Origin of the sequence: Dapis hubbardiae BLCC-M172 (assembly GCF_050016015.1) — a bacterium.
Taxonomy (GTDB): Bacteria; Cyanobacteriota; Cyanobacteriia; order Cyanobacteriales; family Microcoleaceae; genus Trichodesmium.
This window is the reverse complement of the sequence record NZ_JBNHEQ010000239.1, coordinates 1-17625: the sequence shown is the minus strand read 5'-3', so window position 1 is coordinate 17625 and position 17625 is coordinate 1. Positions and strand designations below refer to the sequence as shown.

The 17625-nt window shown below is 34.0% G+C and carries 10 protein-coding genes and 1 tRNA gene; 4 read left to right on the top strand and 7 right to left on the bottom strand.

Annotated elements, in window-relative coordinates; all coding sequences use genetic code 11:
* Positions 1-1224 precede the first annotated feature (1224 nt).
* A complete protein-coding gene (locus ACP6PK_RS22060; RefSeq protein ID WP_426562686.1) occupies positions 1225-1389 on the bottom strand; it encodes a diguanylate cyclase domain-containing protein in 165 nt (54 codons plus the stop codon).
* A 92-nt stretch (positions 1390-1481) separates the two neighbouring features.
* Positions 1482-2297 carry a diguanylate cyclase gene (locus tag ACP6PK_RS22055; protein WP_426562682.1) on the bottom strand — a complete coding sequence of 272 codons (816 nt, stop codon included), beginning with the start codon at positions 2295-2297 and terminating at the stop codon, positions 1482-1484.
* Between the two features lie 426 nt (positions 2298-2723).
* Here ACP6PK_RS22055 and ACP6PK_RS22050 point away from each other — a divergent pair, with 426 nt between their 5' ends.
* Together ACP6PK_RS22050 and ACP6PK_RS22045 are read left to right on the top strand one after the other, a co-directional pair.
* Complete coding sequence (locus ACP6PK_RS22050) at positions 2724-3827, top strand: permease (RefSeq protein ID WP_426562680.1); 1104 nt, start codon at positions 2724-2726, stop codon at positions 3825-3827.
* Positions 3828-4571: 744 nt separating this feature from the next.
* Positions 4572-5381: a TIGR03943 family putative permease subunit gene (locus ACP6PK_RS22045; RefSeq protein ID WP_426562678.1), complete on the top strand. Its 810-nt coding sequence runs from the start codon at positions 4572-4574 to the stop codon at positions 5379-5381.
* A 669-nt stretch (positions 5382-6050) separates the two neighbouring features.
* Here the strand turns inward: ACP6PK_RS22045 and ACP6PK_RS22040 are convergent.
* Positions 6051-6668, bottom strand: coding sequence for a metal-binding protein (locus tag ACP6PK_RS22040; RefSeq protein WP_426562684.1), 618 nt, complete (start codon positions 6666-6668; stop codon positions 6051-6053).
* Between the two features lie 113 nt (positions 6669-6781).
* On the opposite strand from ACP6PK_RS22040, the gene ACP6PK_RS22035 reads away from it, so the two are divergent.
* Positions 6782-6853, top strand: a tRNA-Val gene (locus ACP6PK_RS22035).
* Between the two features lie 2002 nt (positions 6854-8855).
* On the opposite strand, the gene kaiC is transcribed toward ACP6PK_RS22035, so the two are convergent.
* From kaiC to ACP6PK_RS22020, 3 genes are all read right to left on the bottom strand, one after another.
* On the bottom strand, positions 8856-10415 hold the full coding sequence (gene kaiC / locus ACP6PK_RS22030; protein ID WP_426562676.1) for a circadian clock protein KaiC: 1560 nt from the start codon (positions 10413-10415) through the stop codon (positions 8856-8858).
* A 1405-nt stretch (positions 10416-11820) separates the two neighbouring features.
* A complete protein-coding gene (gene kaiB, locus ACP6PK_RS22025; RefSeq protein ID WP_011613179.1) occupies positions 11821-12135 on the bottom strand; it encodes a circadian clock protein KaiB in 315 nt (104 codons plus the stop codon).
* Positions 12136-12471: 336 nt separating this feature from the next.
* Positions 12472-13443 carry a circadian clock protein KaiA gene (locus ACP6PK_RS22020; protein ID WP_426562673.1) on the bottom strand — a complete coding sequence of 324 codons (972 nt, stop codon included), beginning with the start codon at positions 13441-13443 and terminating at the stop codon, positions 12472-12474.
* A gap of 440 nt (positions 13444-13883) precedes the next feature.
* Here ACP6PK_RS22020 and ACP6PK_RS22015 point away from each other — a divergent pair, with 440 nt between their 5' ends.
* Positions 13884-17234 (top strand): ATP-binding response regulator, encoded by a 3351-nt coding sequence (locus ACP6PK_RS22015; RefSeq protein ID WP_426562671.1) that lies wholly within the window; start codon positions 13884-13886, stop codon positions 17232-17234.
* 165 nt (positions 17235-17399) lie between these two features.
* Here the strand turns inward: ACP6PK_RS22015 and ACP6PK_RS22010 are convergent.
* Positions 17400-17625 (bottom strand): hypothetical protein (locus tag ACP6PK_RS22010; RefSeq protein WP_426562669.1); only part of this gene is annotated, 226 nt, incomplete at its 5' end.

Genomic DNA, 17625 nt, shown 5'->3' with positions numbered 1-17625 from the left:
ATTATTAATAATTAAATAATTCTGGTTTAAAGCCTCCCCTTGGATAGGGGAAAAAGTGCTAGGATATTTCCTCATCTTCAATCAAGAGCGGTTTTAACCAGAGGTAATTATCAATTATCAATTATCAATTATCAATTATCAATTATCAATTATCAATTATTGAAGACCTATTTAGGATTGCTATAGCAATATTACTTGAGTTGTGAGATATTGTAGACTTTTAGGAAATAGGATATAGGGAAGAGATAAGAAAGAAAAAACTAATAGATATGGGAATCCTCTAATCGGTTGTAGTATTTTGGTGGTAGGGGCAAATCGCGATTCGCACCTACAAAAGTCATAATTTTAAAGGTTTTCAGCTAATATTTTCCTATATACTGAGCAGTTTTGATTTAGTCAAGTATTTATCAATTATAGAAGGCTTGGTATGACATTTCAATTACCCTAAATAATAGGGTGCATCTCATATTTGCCAAAATACTTTTTCCCTATTCCCTATTCCCTAAAAGCGATAAATTTTTGGCTTTCTTCAAAATTGAGATGCCCCAAATAATACTGATGATATTTCAAGATAGCAATCCTATTTTATCTCAAATCTGTTGGCTTCGGAGTATTATAAGAAACCGGGTTTATGAGATATAGATGTCATTTATAGTCGGCATTTTATATAAACTCGGTTTCTACGCTTTTTTTTACACCGATACTACCGAATTTGATATTATTCGTGGCAAAAATTTTACTGCTTTTTAGGGAACAGGCAACAGGTAAAAGTTTCAACTTTTTTATTTACTTTTTAATTTGTCGCAACCTATGCCCGGTTTGCTATATATTAAGTAATATAAAATCCGGTTATACAGTAATTGCAAAATTACTTCTTCATTAAGAACAGTTTTCTATTGAATATGAATTATATAATTTAATAGTTCAAATCCAATATTTCTCCTAACTCCTGTACGGGCTATTTCCGTTTGTCATGCTCCGCTTTCCATGTCGGCGACAGCCGAAGTGCGTTTGCGGAGCATGACCTAGGATAGTTGTGCGCCAGCAAAACAGGTTTGCGACAGCATTCGGTTTGCGCAGCATTCCCCAGGAAACGAAATTGCCCCTACGACTCCTGACTCCTCCGCAATACGATAACTAATTACTCAGATTCTATATAATTAACAGAAACGGAAGTTTTTTTGATAATTAAAACTATTTTTTTTACTTAATGCGAAACTTTTATTAACTATAAATAACACGATCGCGACCTGTTGTTTTAGCTTGATAAAGAGCTTGATCTGCTTGAGCAATTAACTTTTCTATAGAGCTACCCAATTGAGGTATAGTAGTAGCAACTCCTAAACTTAAAGTAACAATTTTTGAGGCACAAGAAGAAGCTTGATGAATAATATTTAATGATTTAATATGAAGGCGAATTTTTTCAGCAATAGAAATAAAATAGCATCAGTAGCATTTATTTTAGGTAAAACTATAGAAAATTATTCACCTCCATAACGAGCAACTAAATTTTCATTATTTGCCTTAGTTATCATTTGAACAGTTTGATTTATTGCCAAGGCAACTTGTTTCAGACACCGATCTCCAGCTTGATGACCGTAAGTGTCATTATAACCTTTAAAACAATCAATATCTGCCATAATTATTGATATAGATTGTTCTTCTTTAGACATTTGGAACCATTGTTCAGCTAGATATTGGTCAAATTTTCTACGATTAGCAACTTGAGTTAAAGCATCTAAAGAAGCCTGAAGCTCCAACTCTTTATGAGCTGTTTCCAACTTTAGATAAAGCTCCTGGAGTAAATTATTTGCCAATTGATGAATCTGAGATTGAGCCACAAGCAGATGATGAACATCTAAAAGTCTATAAACATTGGGTTCAATTTCAACAACAATTGGTTCGTATGCGATATCAGTTTTTCTCTGCAAAGCTCTACTACTAGCCTCCACAATTGCAGTATTTGCAGGGAGAACTAAAAAATCGGTATAAGCAAATTGATACAAAGTTTTGATAGACCTTTTCAGAAATAATTCTCTGCCAAAAGGGCGACTCAAATATTCCAAAAATCGCCGTCGGGAAATCATTCCTGATAGCTTTTCCTCCTCCATTAAAATGACTCCAGGCAATCTTGGTTCACTTTCTAGCCTCAAAGCAGCTATTTCTCCTACTTGATTATTGTCAACTTGAAAATCATATAGAGATAAATCCCGTACAGTTGACTCCTGAAATGTTGTTGACAGACAATTGTCAGGAATTGTCGAAATTAATGACTCAGAGGAAGATAGATTCAACATAAATTTTAAATATTTTGTGTGCCTAGAGAAATAGTATCTAGCTAAATAAGAAAATTATCTGATTCTAAGTAATTTAATAATTTTATTATATACTAAGAAGTTGAATGTATCAGGCAATATAAAAAAAGAAGATAGGGAACACTTAACTGGAAATAGGTATGGAGGTATGGAGGTAAAAAAACAATTATTTGTTATCAGGAACTTCACAACTAACTAATTGACTATGAATAGTCATACCTCCTCCCTCTGTAGAGTTATTTCAATCCCTTACCTTATTCAAGCTAGTTGATTGAGTTGTGAAACTTTTTTCTTAATACTTATTTTACAAACAGTCTCTAACAGTGTAACTTAAATAGATGGCTAACTAGATGATGTATATCGTCTAACAATTATAAATGTAAATAACATTAAAAAGTAAATTTAAAGATGGCATCAACACTGACTAATCAGTTGAATAATTCTTTCACCCTCTTTCTCAGTTTATTGGTAGAAGCAATGCCATTTTTGCTGTTAGGGGTGATTTTTTCCGGAATATTACAATGGTTTATTGATGAACGAAAATTAATTACATATCTGCCTCAAAATCCCCTTTTAGGAGCATTTGTAGGTAGCTTAGTTGGTTTTTTGTTCCCAGTCTGTGAATGTGGTAACGTTCCAGTTGCTCGACGTTTATTGATACAAGGTGTACCAACATCAGTAGCAATTGGATTTTTATTGGCAGCTCCAACAATTAATCCCATAGTTATCTGGGCAACTTGGACCGCATTTAGAGACCAACCAGAAATTGTTGTTTTGCGAGTAGTATTTTCTCTAGTTATAGCAACAATTATTGGTTGGATATTTAGTGTACAGAAGGATATACGACAAATTCTGCAACCTACAACTGCTCGTTTATTACCTAGACCTCAACAGCCAGTTTCTCAACAGTTGAAGACTTCTCCCCTTCTACAGTCAGGAACATTTTTTTTAGGTCAATCTACTACATCTGTCCCCCTAGAGTCTATGGGACTTTTCCCAGGAGCAATGACGACACCTGTTGCTCAAGGTCAGTCTCTGGGAATTGGCAGTCAAACAACTACTAATAAAGGTCTGGGTTGGACATCTCTCTTCTTTGTTCCCGATAAACAGCGACTTTTGTCTTTATTGAATAGTATGGTGCAGGAATTAAGGGAGTTGGGAGGAGTATTAGTAATTGGGAGTGCGATCGCTGCGATGATTCAAGTTGCTGCCCCCCGTGAACTTATTCTGAATCTTGGTCAAGGTCCAGTTACTTCAATTATTGCTATGCTAGCTTTAGCAGCAGTAGTTTCTATTTGTTCGACTGTAGATGCTTTTTTTGCTTTGTCATTTGCTGCAACTTTTACCAGTGGTTCTCTATTAGCTTTTTTAGTTTTTGGACCGATGATTGATATTAAAGCTGTAGGTTTATTATTATCATTTTTTCGGTCACGAGCTGTGATTTATTTAATGATATTGGCAGCACAGTTAACATTTATTATGGCTTTAGTTGTGAACTTATATTTAAGTTGAATTATATAGCAATCATATTTTAGTTGTAAGATTTTAGTGGTAATTAGGAGTCATAATTCAGAATATAAAATGATTGTAATCCATCTTGATTGTTCTTAAATATCTCATAAATAATTCCTGATTGCTATGCCATCTTGAAAAAATAATGTTACGAATAGTAAGGTAGATAAAATATTTTATAGAAAATGTCTATTTAGAGATTGAATATATCAGGAAATATAAACAGGAGATAGGGAACAATTAACTAGGAAAACTTAACTGGAGACAGGGATGAAGGAAGGAAGAAATCAAGACAACTCTTTGTAACTTAAAAATCTAGAAATATATGCACCTTTCCACCTCTGTTATTTACCAGATTTTAATCTTTTGGAGTCTTACCTCTTTGATATTTCAGTCATTCTAAGCTCTCTTAATACTTGTTTTAAAAAAAGTCTCTTAGAGGGTATCTATAAATAAAATATTAAGTCTTGATGTAGAGTGGGGAGGGTGAGGCGGAAATAATCTCACAAAATCAAATAATATTTCCTAGCCGCCTTAACCCAGCGAATACTCAATATTTCAAGTGTTTATTTAGATTTATTTTACAGATACCTTCTTAACAAAAAAGATGATTGACAACCTAAAAATGGCATTGAAAAATTCATTATAACTCCTGACTCCCGACCCCTAAAAATCCCTCTAGCTATTTGTAAAAAACATTTATCAAATCGGTATTAGATCATCATTTACAGAAATAATTTTTATATGAAGGCTGAAAAATCATTATTTTCTCTACTTAAACGATATGAACCTTGGTTGGATGCGACAGCAATTTTGGCTTGGGGTTTTTTGTTGATAAACTATTGGCTGACAGGAAAGTTATATATATTGATTCATCCCCGTTATTTTGGTTTAACTCTTGGCGCTGGAATCACTTTATTAATATTAGGTGGATGCAAAATATGGGAGTTATGGAATATTAGCAAAAAACAAAGACTCCCCAGTAAATTAAAACAAGAATTTAGTATAATTGAAAATCAACAACATATTAACTTATTTCCTCCTGGTTGGAGTAGTGGTTTACTATTAATATCTGCTGTACTAGCTTTAACAATTACTCCTCAAGTTTTTGCTAGTCAAACTGCATTACAAAGAGGCTTAACAGAATCTTTACCAGTAACTAGAACTCAACCTCAAGAATTTCGGACTGCAACTAAACCAGAAGAGCGATCGCTAATTGAATGGGTTAGAACTTTAAATGTTTATCCAGAGCCAGATGCTTATAATGGTCAAAAAGTTGAAGTAACTGGATTTGTAATTTATCCCCATGGATTATCTGAGCAATATTTCTGGATATCTAGATTTATTCTGACTTGCTGTGCTGCCGATGCTTATCCGGTGGGATTACCAGTTAAATTACCAGAAGGTAGAAGTCGGAGTAAATATCCTCAAGATAGTTGGTTGATAGTAAAAGGAGAAATGATTACTGAGGAGTTGAGAGGTCAACGTAAATTAACAATTTTGCCCATGGAAATAGAATCAATTCCTAAGCCTAAAAATCCTTATGATTATTAGTATTGAAGGGAGTCGGGAGTCGGGAGTAGAGAGTAGGGGAGTAGGGGAGTAGGGAGCAGGGGAGTAGGGGAGTAGGGAAGTAGAAAAACAACTCTACCTCATTAGCTTGAGAAATACTTTATAGATATCTCCAGAAAATCAACTTGCTCTTTATTTATAGCAATTTTCACTCATGTTGACTAAAAAACTTCTTCCTTCTTCATTCTTCCTTATTAGCTTGAGAAATACTATAGATATGTCTAGAAAATCAATTTGCTCTTTATTTATAGCAATTTTCACTCATGTTGACTAAAAAACTTCTTCCTTTAAACCAAAATCTCCGTACTTTATATTAATGAAAACTCCTATAACATAAGCTATACTTGTCAAAGTTACTCTCCGAAATCATTTTTCCTACCTTTGGAGCTGAGCGAAAATCTGTTCCTTTTTCCCAGTGAAGTGTTCCCTATTTCCTTTTTATAGAAGCCCTAAGCGTATCTTTACAAAAGTGAGGGAGGATTAGGAGACAGGAAACAGGAGACAGGAGTCAGAATTTCCAGAAATAGAATAGGGAAAAAAGTATAAAAATAGCCCCCATCTCCCCATCTCCCCATCTCCCTATCTCCCCATCTCTCCAGCTAATTTTATAGATCCTTTTAGGGGTTCTATATTTCCTTTACAAACAATCTCTTACTTTTTAGTTCGATTACGACTACCTGAAGCAACAACTTTTGAGGAACTAGATTTACGAGTGGACTTACGTTGTCGTCTTTGAAGTTTGATTTGAGGGAGTAAGCTAGATAAACCTTTAGTTTGAAAACGTTTGTAAGCAGAACTACTCCAGTCACTTACGGAATGACTCATTGCACCGAGTTCTATACCTACCAACAGAGCAATTACTTCTTGATAATGTTCGGAAAGCGATCGCCACAAACTTGCAACAAATCCTAAAGTCCTTCCTTCTGAGCTTAGTAATTGATCTATAATTAAACCCAATACTACCAAAACTGACAACAAGGTTAACAAGTATAGTAGACGTAGTGCAGTACCAATTATTGGTCCATGAGATAAAAAGGAGCGATGGTTAAGACTGGTTTGATAAGGCCGCCAAAGCCACTTAAACCAACCCCAACGTTGAAATTGTCGAGAATTGATATCTAGGTCGGGGCCAAACATTAGGCCACTAAATAAAAAACCCCCAGAAACAAATAAGGTTAAGTGGGTACTACGAATCAACCCAAAGCTTAACCCTGTTACAATGGGCAAACTCCACAAGGTTATCCGGTCATGGGTACTACCACTAGGCATAGGAGATTTAATGTAGGCCAAAAAATATATAACTTATATTTATAAAACTTAGCAGATAAAGGAAAATTTTTTTACTTGCATATTTGAGAATATGTGTTATATTAATAAAAGTTGGGCGGTTAGCTCAGCGGTAGAGCGCCTGCCTTACAAGCAGGATGCCACTGGTTCAAATCCAGTACCGCCCATATTACAAAGAATACGCTTTGTTAGTTTGTTTATTTTTAGAGTGGATTCTTCTTTTGTATAGTTGGTAATAAGGAAGGCTAAGAAGATGTTTAGAGATGAATTTGAGAACGGAAATATTCAAGACTGGGTTTGGTAATATAGATTTTGGTATATTTAGGGTTAGCTGATTAAATATAAAAGCATTGACTGATAAAGGTTTGAGCAATTTTAGGTACTAATAAAGTACCAGCTTTTAGGTAGCTCAGATTCAAAAACTTAGGATTTTGGGCAAGATAGGGGAAGAAAATCAAGGGGCGATTTTTCTGACTGCCTCTTCTATAATTCGTATTCCTCCTGACTTCTAGATTCTGGATTCTGGCTCCGAACCTTAACACTTATACTTTTTCTGCAAATCCTATTTATATATTTATTTTCCTTTCTACAAAATTCACTCTGAGCGGAGAAACTATATTTACTATTTTTTCTTTTTTGGCTTTGAGCTTCATAAAATGATAATGTTTGTGATTTTCCACGAGGAGAGAGGTATAGATGGAAAGATTTGATGAGGCAAAAGCAAGCATTTGTAAAATAGCTACTCAATTAGGGTTTGCGCTCAAAAGTATTTTTTAAGGAGTAGGCGAGTAGGGGAGTAATTTTTTTTGCTCATCTTTAATGCGCTCCTTTTTGATTTTTCGGGAACCGTGCAGAAAGAGCTGAAAACTAGGTACTTTTTCCAGACCTAAAAAGGCTAAAACCTTTCTGTGTCAATGCTTTAGTATTTAATCAGCAGAGCAATAATTATAAAAAGAAAATTTCCTGAATGTTTTGATTGTCTCTTAGCAAAGAATTTTAGTTGAATAAAAAGTCATGCGTATAGACGATAAGCCCCAGTTAATATTTATAGTATCATAATTTTTGTGAAATGCAGCCGAAAATTCTTTGATGCGCAATTTTTTATGAGCTTAAGAAAATGACAAAAATCCTAAATAGCTGATATGAAAGCTTATCATTATTTTGCGGCAAAAGAAAGTGTAAAGTTTTTAGAGCCTGAAGCTAAAAATATGAGCTTAAGAAAATGACAAAAATCCTAAATAGCTGATATGAAAGCTTATCCTTTTTTGCGGCAAAAGAAAGTGTAAAGTTTTTAGAGCCTGAAGCTAAAAATATGAGAATTTTGGTCAAACTAAAGAAAGAAAAATTGAGAGACTATTCTATCTCCATCTAACTTCCCCCATTATCCTAACTTATGACTCCTGACTCCTAATACCTAGGTCATTATCTTAGGGTTTGCTGATTAAATATCAAAGCATTGACATATAACTGTTTTAGCCATTTTATGTCTGGAAAAACTACAAGCTTTTCAGTTGATATATCTGAAAAAGTGAGCATCTTCGGGTAACGCGAGGCAGAAAAATTAAGGGACTATTTTTGTGACTACCTACTTTATAATTCCCATTTATCCTGTAGGGGCGATTCGCGTAATTAGGAGCATTCTGGAACGGAAATCGCCCCTACGACTCCTGACTCCTGACTCCTACTAAAAGACTTATTCAACAAACCCTATCTTAATATCATGTCCAGATAATTAGGGATAGAACTCCCGGTTGTGCAGAGCGTAAAGTGTGGGATAATTAATATCATGTCCGGTTGAATGGGTTTGGAGACCAAACCCCTACGAATATTTTACTTAGGAATTGCGCAAAGACCATGTATATAGTGTTCAAAACTATAACGTTATAGTTTTTTTACTCTATATATAATATAGTACCTCTGTGTAAGTCCTGTTAGTTATTCTTATATGTAGAATGTTTTTTGCCATTGTTATCTTAACAGATACAATTATTCCTGCAAATGGAAGGGAGGTCTCCCCAAACTTCCCACACTTCCCACACCTCCTTGACGCACTACCGAACTCCCTTCCGCTTGCGTGACCGAAAAACTTTCTCCTTTTTATACTTTTTTTTCCTCTCTTCCGTGCTGACTAATACCTCGTTATGTATAACTATTCAACCGAACATAATATTACTCATCCGTTGTCTTTTCTTGAACTCCCTGAATAATTCTAGACAACTCACTTTTCTCATTAACAGTAATTCGAGTTGGAGAACCACTAATAATTCCCTCATAACTACGGAAAGAATCTTTTATATCAGGACCTTGAGCTGTAATTGTATATTCTCTAATTCCTTTATCATGCCATGAACCACGCATTTTAAACACATTAATAGCGCGAGACATTTCCCCACGAATTTCTACATATTGAAGCATCAAAATTGTATCAGTAATAGTCGAAATATGGGAATCTGTAATAGAATTAGAACCCATAAACTGATCCGTAGTATTAGTAAAAAAACCTGTTATTTCTTCTTGCTTGGCAAAACCTGTCACCCCAATAACAAATTGTCTAAAAGCATTATTACTTACCCCTCTTGCCAAAGCAGATAAAGAATCAATAGCTATTCTAGATGGTTTAAAATCGGCAATTTCTGATTTAATAATCTGTAGGTGGTCTTCTAAACCTGCTGATTCTGGATAGCTACAAAGAATTCTTAATAATCCTTTTTTCTCTAGTTCTTCAAAATCTATACCCCAAGAAGAAGCATTACGGAATAATTGCGCCCGGGACTCTTCATAAGCAAAAAGCATCGCAGGTTCATTATTCATACAACCATTTTCTATAAATTTACTAACTAAAAGAGTTTTTCCTGTACCTGTAGCGCCAGTTGCTAATATAATAGAGTCTTTAAAGAAGCCACCTCCACACATTTGATCAAGAATTTCATCTCCAGAAGAAACCCTAACATTAGAAGAACGTTGAGTTAAACGCATCGCTCCAAGTGGGAATATATTTACACCATCATTAGTAATAGTAAATGGATACTCTCCTTTCATGTGAGTTGTACCCCTAAGTTTGAGAATTTCTATTGTCCGACGTCTACGTTCACCTTCCAGAGCATTACGGACAATCACAACATTATCAGATACAAACTCTTCTACCCCAAATCTAGCTACAGGTCCATACTCTTCTACCCTTTCTGTAGTCATAATAGTTGTTGCCCCAACTTGTTTTAGTCGTGCAACTAAACGAAATATTTCTCTTCTAACTACTGAAGCAGCATCATATTGTTGAAATACAGCAGTTACAGAATCAATAGAAACTCTTCTAGCTTTATACTTACGAATAGCATATTGAATTCTTTCTATTAAGGCAGATAAGTCAAAATTGCCAACTATGTCTTGTCCCTCTGGATCGGGTGAAGCATCTAATATAAATAACTTCCCTTCATCAACTAATTGCTGTAAATTCCAACCAAAACTGTAGGCATTCTTAATAATATCTTGGGGAGATTCTTCAAAAGTTACAAATACTCCTGGTTCATCAAAATAAGTAATCCCATTATAAAGAAATTGAATAGCAAACAATGTTTTACCAGTTCCAGATGTACCACTCACTAATGTTGTTCTGCCAACTGGCATCCCTCCATGACTGATGTCGTCAAAACCCTCAATCATGGTTTTAATTTTTTCAACTCCTACCTTTGCTATTCCATCCTTTTTAATAGACTCAATATTTTCGTTCATATCTTTAAAAATCTTTAAAATATTTAAAATAAGAAAAAATTTGGCCAGGGATTCCTGATATATACCCTGAAAATTTATATCACACAATTAGTGAACTACCCGCTGCTGATGCTCCGCATAAAGCGCGGATTTCCTATCTTCCCATTATGACGCTCAGTCCTTCGGGGTAGAGCGCGGGGATTCTGGCCGATTAAGATTAAGTTAATTTGAGGTCCTCCTTAGCCTGTTAGTGTTAAGTCTCCTTTGCAACAGGTATCTCTTCTGTGAGAAACACTCCTCTACAAAAGGCAATAAGCAGGCAATGAGATATTGGAATACTTACTTGGTTTCCTAATTTCGTGCTACTTACCTTAACATCAATTATCTCTTACAGCGCTTTTCAGTTGAGTAAACCACAAAACTGCTGTAGGAGTCAGGAGTCAGGAGTCAAAGGCTAGTTTCAAAGTTATCACTCCTTAAGTTGCAACTGAATACAAATCTTCCATCATACCCCCCGGTGATAATGACTGTGGTCTATCAAGCATGAAAACTGCTATAAGAACAATAGACCTCTCCAGAAAAGAGGGATTAAGAATTAAGAATTTAGAATTAAGAATTTAGAATTAAGAATTTAGAATTAATAATTTAGAATTAATAATTTAGAATTACCTCTCCTTGAAAAGAAGAGGATTGACGAACAGGAAAATTTTTATTTATTATTCCCTTAAAAGGGGAGGCTTTAAACTACAATATTTCCGTAAATAATTGATGATTTATAGGCAATAATTAATTGAATTTTTGATGATCGGAGATGTCTAATGTTTAAAAAAATTCATCATTCAATAAAACTTATGAACTAGCCTAGTTGAGTTGACTCCAGTTGTCTATATTAACCAAGGCATAATAGGATAACTACCCTAGCATTATAGTTTGTTGAAGTATGGGATAGTGTTTTGCTCAATCTTGATTTTAGGAGTTGCACATTAAACAAATAATAATTAATTTTCAACTATCTATAAGAAGAAATACTTATTGTTGAAAAATATTTACTATTGATTGATTATTTCCTAATTGTGCCAAGCCTCCTAAACTTAATAACTATATATATTAAAAGCTATTGTAGTAAGGATATTACTCTAGCTAGAATTAATTTTTAAGTAAATCGAATCAAAAAGTTATACTTATACCAAATTCAAATAAAGATATTTCCAGTAAAGTTTGGACAAAAATATTAAGAGACTTACTGCCAAATTAGGACCTATCAATCAAATTATATTGTTTGTTTGATCAAACAAAATCTTATCTTTGATTCTTCAATTTTTGCCATATTTGAATCTCAATAATCATGAATTATTAGAGCTTAAATTATGAATGCTGACTCCTACCAATAAAGCTAATATAGAAAAATTTTATTAAATTGGTATTATTAGAGATTATATTCGTCTTCGTTGAGTTCTTCATAAAGTAGATCCAATCCAATTAATACTTTTTCCCGGTCTGAAAGATCCCCAATGATTTTTCTGACAGGTGGGGGTAATATTTTTGACAAAGTTGGTGTAGCCAATATTTTATCTTCTTCTGCTAGCTGAGGATTTTTCAATACGTCTATTACTTTTAAAGCATAAACTCCTTGAAATTCTTGTTCAAGAATTTCTTTGAGTGTTTTTAATGCCCGGACAGAATTAGGGGTGTTTCCAGCAACGTATAACTTCAAAACATAGGTTTTCTTCAGAGGACTCATAGTTCTTCTCAAGTAGTTTTTTCAGCTTGTTTGAATAGTTTTTCCTTGATTAACAGCCGATTTAATAATACTTTAACCTCAATCAAAACAGAGTTTTTTTCTTTAGGTATTAGTTTATTGATTAAATATATTGACAGCTCAAAGTATTAAGTCTTATTAGTAATAATAAAATCATATTTTGGATAGTAAATTTTAAATCAAATAAAAGTTATTTATTGATATTTTGATTTTATACCTTGAAGTTATTAAGCTTACCTATTCCTACACAAGGATTTAGATTAACATTAGACTATGTATAATCTTTTGGTAGTTAATTTTTATTTAATAATCAAGTGTTCAAGATTCTCTAGGAATAGAACGTCGATACATTTCACACAGATGTGCTATTGTATCTATAAGAGTTAACCGATAATCCAACAACATTTCCTCACTACGTCCTTCTAACTTTAGTTGTTTAGCAAATTCATCCATTAAATCCATGTGAATTTCTACAATTTGTGTTACAGGAATATCTGAGAAAAAACATAGGTTAACAAACTCATCTATTCTATTATTCAGGGAATTATCCTGAGAAAAATATTTGAGAACAATATGACGATATTCTAACTTAAGTTGGTCTACAAACTTACGGCGCTCCCCTGGAGCCATATTCCTAATAAAATTTGTGGGATTCCTTTTGTAGTACACACCTAGGTATCCTAATCTTTCCCTTAATTTTGCATATAGTCTATGTTGCTGTTGATGAAGTATATTTTTAGTATTCTCATCAGTACCTTGACTAGGTTTTTGAGATTCATCTGTTGAGGAACTAGCAGGAGAAAGTGTCAAAAATTTTTGAATTGCCTGCTCAATATAAATATCTATTTGGCTGAGTTGATTGATTAATAATGGAACTTCTGCTTGATGGTAAATAAAATTTTGATAGTTTTGCAGAGGATTATATTTAGTTAAATCATTATTAACTAACTCCTGAGTTTCCAGAGAATTTTCTGACTCAGATTGTTTGATAATTACAGCAGGTAATAAAATAGATTTATTGTGTAACTGATGTATCAAAGAACTTAGGTCAGAATATTCTTGGAGGAGAAGACAATCTATGTTAGTATTTTCCTCAATAAGCTGGACAAATTCTCGGTGAGAGTTAGTCAGTGCCATAAGATAGCGTTCTCTACTCAGTAATTTGGTTACTGAAGTAGCAAATTTATCATCATGCAAATATATACAGATAGATAGTTGAGTAGACAAAATTTTAGATACAGTAGCTAAGTCTGGATTAGGTTGAAAATTTGTAATCTCAAGATACTCCATTACAAAATAATTTTATTACATTTAAGATTTAAACAAATAATGTAATAAATATTAACATAGACAACCTCTATAGTTTTAGTAAGGAGGATAGCATGAGGAATGTAGCTATATATGAATATAGGTTCAGCAAAATTAAAATTATTTTGAATTGAATTTACTCACCAAGACCTCTGACATAGCATCAGCTTAAAGGAGGAATATTAATCCTATATCTGTATACTGCCATAAATATTCAATTCTGTCATCATTAGCATCAATGTCAAAATTTTAGCTAACTATGAGCTTAACGGGATTTTCCTACCAGGTGTTGAAGTAGTTATTGTTCATCATCTGTGGACAGATGTAGGGATAAGGGTTTCCGTTCTGAATGGCCTAAATTATAGTCCGGTTAGTCAATATACCCTTAATGAATATATTTCAGCTTATATACCCGAACTGTCATGTTAATGCCCTACACAACTTTAAAACAATTTATATCTTCTATACCAGTATGCTTACAAACAGAAAATTTGCAGGTAGTATGGTCAATTTTCTGTAGAGAAAAATGTAACGAGTTAGTAGTAGTAAATCATCAACACCAACCACTAGGATTAATTTACTTACATAGTTTAATTCCTGATCTAGTATCAAACTCAGAAACCAAACTACTTCAAACTCATACTTCTATAGGAAATTGGCAACAACCTTTATCTGAAGTAAGTTATTTGACATTGGGTAGTCTGAGAATTTTACCAGCAGATTTAACTGTTGAAAAATTATGGCCATATCTCCAGCCAAAATCTGAAAGGGACATTAATCAAGAATATTCTAGTTTACCTATTGCTGTAGTAGATAAAGAGGGTAAATTTTTAGGATTACTAGATAGTTTGCGTCTATTAGAATTTCTTTCTACAACTGAAGAGCTGAAGCTAAATATCTCTGAACCAGAAAATTCCCCAGAACAAGAGCAAATAGTTACAAAAGATTTGCTTAATCAAGGAACAGTAGAGACCTCTTTCTATCGCAGTCATCTAATGGCACTCTTAGAAAAATTGCCTCTACCTTTAATGTTAAAGAGTAATGACGGCAAGGTAATAAATCAGAATCTGGCATGGCGTTCTCAAATTGAAAAAGAATCGGAATTGATAGAAATTGTAGATGCGGTTGTAGGTTTATCTGCTAAAAATATTAAACAACAGCCGAAAGAAGTAAAAATGCCAGACTCTTTAGCTGTGCTGGGAGATAGTTTTGCATTTTCATGTCCAGGGACAAGTAATGGGAGAATTTCCCCTACTACACTTTTACAAGAACGAGCCAAAATACCAAAGTTAAATTCTGCTTCTAGTTGGTGTTATAATACTCAGCCAGATACCTACGTTTGTACTTGTCCTCAAAAAAATGGTCAAGAGAGAGTATGGCAGTTTAGTAGTCAGCAATTTTTTGACCTGACATTAGTTTTAGCTCAGGATGTCACAGAACAACACTTAGTGGCAAAGGAATTACAAGCTAAAAATGCCGATTTGATTCAGCTTAACCGACTTAAGGATGAATTCTTGGCTTGTATTAGCCATGAACTAAAAACACCATTAACTGCTGTACTCGGTTTATCTAGTTTGTTGAAAGAGCAGACTCTAGGAACTCTCAATGAACGTCAAACCCATTATGCTCAACTAATTCATCAAAGTGGTCGTCATTTGATGGCTGTAGTTAATGATATTCTAGATTTGACTCGGATGGAAACTGGTCAAATGGAGTTGAACCCAGAACCAGTTCAGATTCAGAAAGTTTGCGATCGCGCATTTCAGGAGGCTTTACAACTTCAGCATAAGCATCCTCAAGGTCAATCTTCTGGTCTATTTCCTGATTCTCTGCGAGCTAAGTATACCTTGGAAATAGAGACTGGTTTGAATATTTTAATTGCAGATGAATTGCGTTTGCGCCAGATGTTGGTAAATCTGTTATCCAATGCTTTGAAGTTTACTCCAGCAGATGGTAAGATGGGATTGAAGGTAGCTAGATGGGAAAAGTGGATAACTTTTACTGTTTGGGATTTTGGGATTGGTATACCACCAGACAAGCAACATTTGATTTTTCAGAAGTTTCAACAATTAGAAAATCCTCTTAATCGTCAATTTGAGGGAACTGGTTTAGGTTTAGTATTAACTCAACGTTTAGCTCGTTTACATGGTGGGGATGTTACTTTCATTTCTCAGGAAGGTAAGGGAAGTGAATTTACGTTGATTTTACCACCTATTCCACCTCCAAAAAATTTAGGAAAGGAGGGATGGGAAACAAATGATTATCTTAAAGAACAAGGATTAATTGCTACTGAAGAAAATGAATTACGGACAAAAAAAGATAGTAAATTACCTGTTAATAATTACCAATTATCTGTCATTAATTATTCATCTCGTTTAGTTCTAATTGTTGAAGCAGTTCCACGATTTATTGAAGATTTAACAAATAAATTAACAGGTTTAGGTTATCGAGTTGTTATTGCACGTTCTGGTACGGAAGCAGTTGAAAAGGCACGAAAGTTACAACCAAAATTGATATTTCTGAATCCATTATTGCCACTTTTATCAGGTTGGGATGTCTTAACTCTGCTAAAAACTGATACTGATACTTGCGAGATTCCTGTAGTAATAACTTCCACGAGAGGTGAGAAAGAAAGAGGAGTAATTAATGGAGCGAATAAATTTTTAAGTTTACCTGTGGAACAATTAGAATTAGAACAAATATTGACTGAGTTTACTGATTCACCGTCAAAAAAACAGCATTATCAAAAGTTAGTAATTCTCCGTTTAATTCCTGGTAAGTATAATTTTCAGAAGTCTACTACAGAAGACTCTATCTATGAGGATAAGTTTCTTTCACTTCCTAGTGAATACAGAATGATAGAAGCGGATGATTTAGCTCAAGCTAATTTACTTGCTAAGATTTGGCAACCTAATGTAATTTTGGTAGAAAAAATATCTAAAGCCATCGCTCCAGTTGAATTTATTCAAAAGTTAAGTCAATATTCTACCTTGGCAGCTATTCCTTTAGTAACTTTGGATTCTGAAACTACTCAAGCTGCTAATCAAGTGAAAGAATTGTCTGTTTTTCCTTGTTTGGCTTTTGAGAAAAATGACAATAATTTAACTGAAACAAAACTTGATTATGAGTGTTTAACTTCGGCGTTGTGGCAAGTAATTTCTATTGCTGCGGGTATGAGTTGGCTGCCAAATATATTAGTTATTGATGTGGCAAATATTAAGGATTTTACGGTTCCTTTAAAAAATGTTTTGTCTGAGGATGCTGTTATTAATTTATCTGATTTTACTCTAGAACAAAAAGGGAGAGATTTAGGAGATAATACTTTTAATTATCCGAGTTTTCCTGATTTTATTTCTGATTTAGAAGTGGCTAATCAAAATTGGCAAGATTGTGAAGAGAGCAAATTACCAATTGATAGTACACAGGTATTAGTTCAGTATATTCAAACTTCTGGGTTGAAGGGTTTAATTGCTAAATCTTGGGTTGAAGTTTTACAGCAGTTGGAAAATCAGAGTGTGGATTTGTTATTAATTTGTTTGCGGGGAAATTTACCGTCTGGTTTGGATAAAGCATTGTCTGATTTGGAGCAAGTTGTTATAAAACCTCCTATATTAGTTTTGGGATATTCTGATTATCAATTACCTGAAAATTTGACGGTGGAAAGTCTCAATTTAGTCTTGAGGAAGATTGCGACGAAAATTTTGCCTTCTGATTTATCAATAGTAGATTTATTGGAGGAAATTAAGGGTCAGTTGACATTTTCTGGGGTTTGAAGGAGTCAGTAGTAATTCTTGACTGAGTTTGAGCATAGATAAATGTTCGTGCCCTATTTGCTTAGTGCTATATCTAATAAATCTCATAACTAAAACGTTTTAGTTGGAGAAATTTTTAACCACAGGAAAAGTGGCATTCCATATTTGCGCATTGGAATTATCGCTTTATAGAACACATTTGATATCTTTGAGGTTGATTTTCTTTTCTACAACGTTCGCGATATAGCTGCAGCGACGGCTCCGCCTTTCATGTCGCGCAGTGAAAGCGGAACGGAGTTCTATCGCTAAAAAATAATTTCTTAGATGATGGAATTTTTCTGTTTCTGTATACGGATAGAGCCAGAGTTTTTTCATTTGCTGAAGCTCCCGGAGGCGGACGATGGAATTTTTC

What these genes read in the sequence shown, in the direction of transcription:
- ACP6PK_RS22015 (WP_426562671.1), top strand. Translation starts at nt 13,884, where the DNA reads ATGTTAATGCCCTACACAACTTTAAAACAATTTATATCTTCTATACCA.
- kaiC (WP_426562676.1), bottom strand. Translation starts at nt 10,415, where the DNA reads ATGAACGAAAATATTGAGTCTATTAAAAAGGATGGAATAGCAAAGGTA.
- ACP6PK_RS22045 (WP_426562678.1), top strand. Translation starts at nt 4,572, where the DNA reads ATGAAGGCTGAAAAATCATTATTTTCTCTACTTAAACGATATGAACCT.
- ACP6PK_RS22040 (WP_426562684.1), bottom strand. Translation starts at nt 6,668, where the DNA reads ATGCCTAGTGGTAGTACCCATGACCGGATAACCTTGTGGAGTTTGCCC.
- kaiB (WP_011613179.1), bottom strand. Translation starts at nt 12,135, where the DNA reads ATGAGTCCTCTGAAGAAAACCTATGTTTTGAAGTTATACGTTGCTGGA.
- ACP6PK_RS22020 (WP_426562673.1), bottom strand. Translation starts at nt 13,443, where the DNA reads ATGGAGTATCTTGAGATTACAAATTTTCAACCTAATCCAGACTTAGCT.
- ACP6PK_RS22050 (WP_426562680.1), top strand. Translation starts at nt 2,724, where the DNA reads ATGGCATCAACACTGACTAATCAGTTGAATAATTCTTTCACCCTCTTT.
- ACP6PK_RS22055 (WP_426562682.1), bottom strand. Translation starts at nt 2,297, where the DNA reads ATGTTGAATCTATCTTCCTCTGAGTCATTAATTTCGACAATTCCTGAC.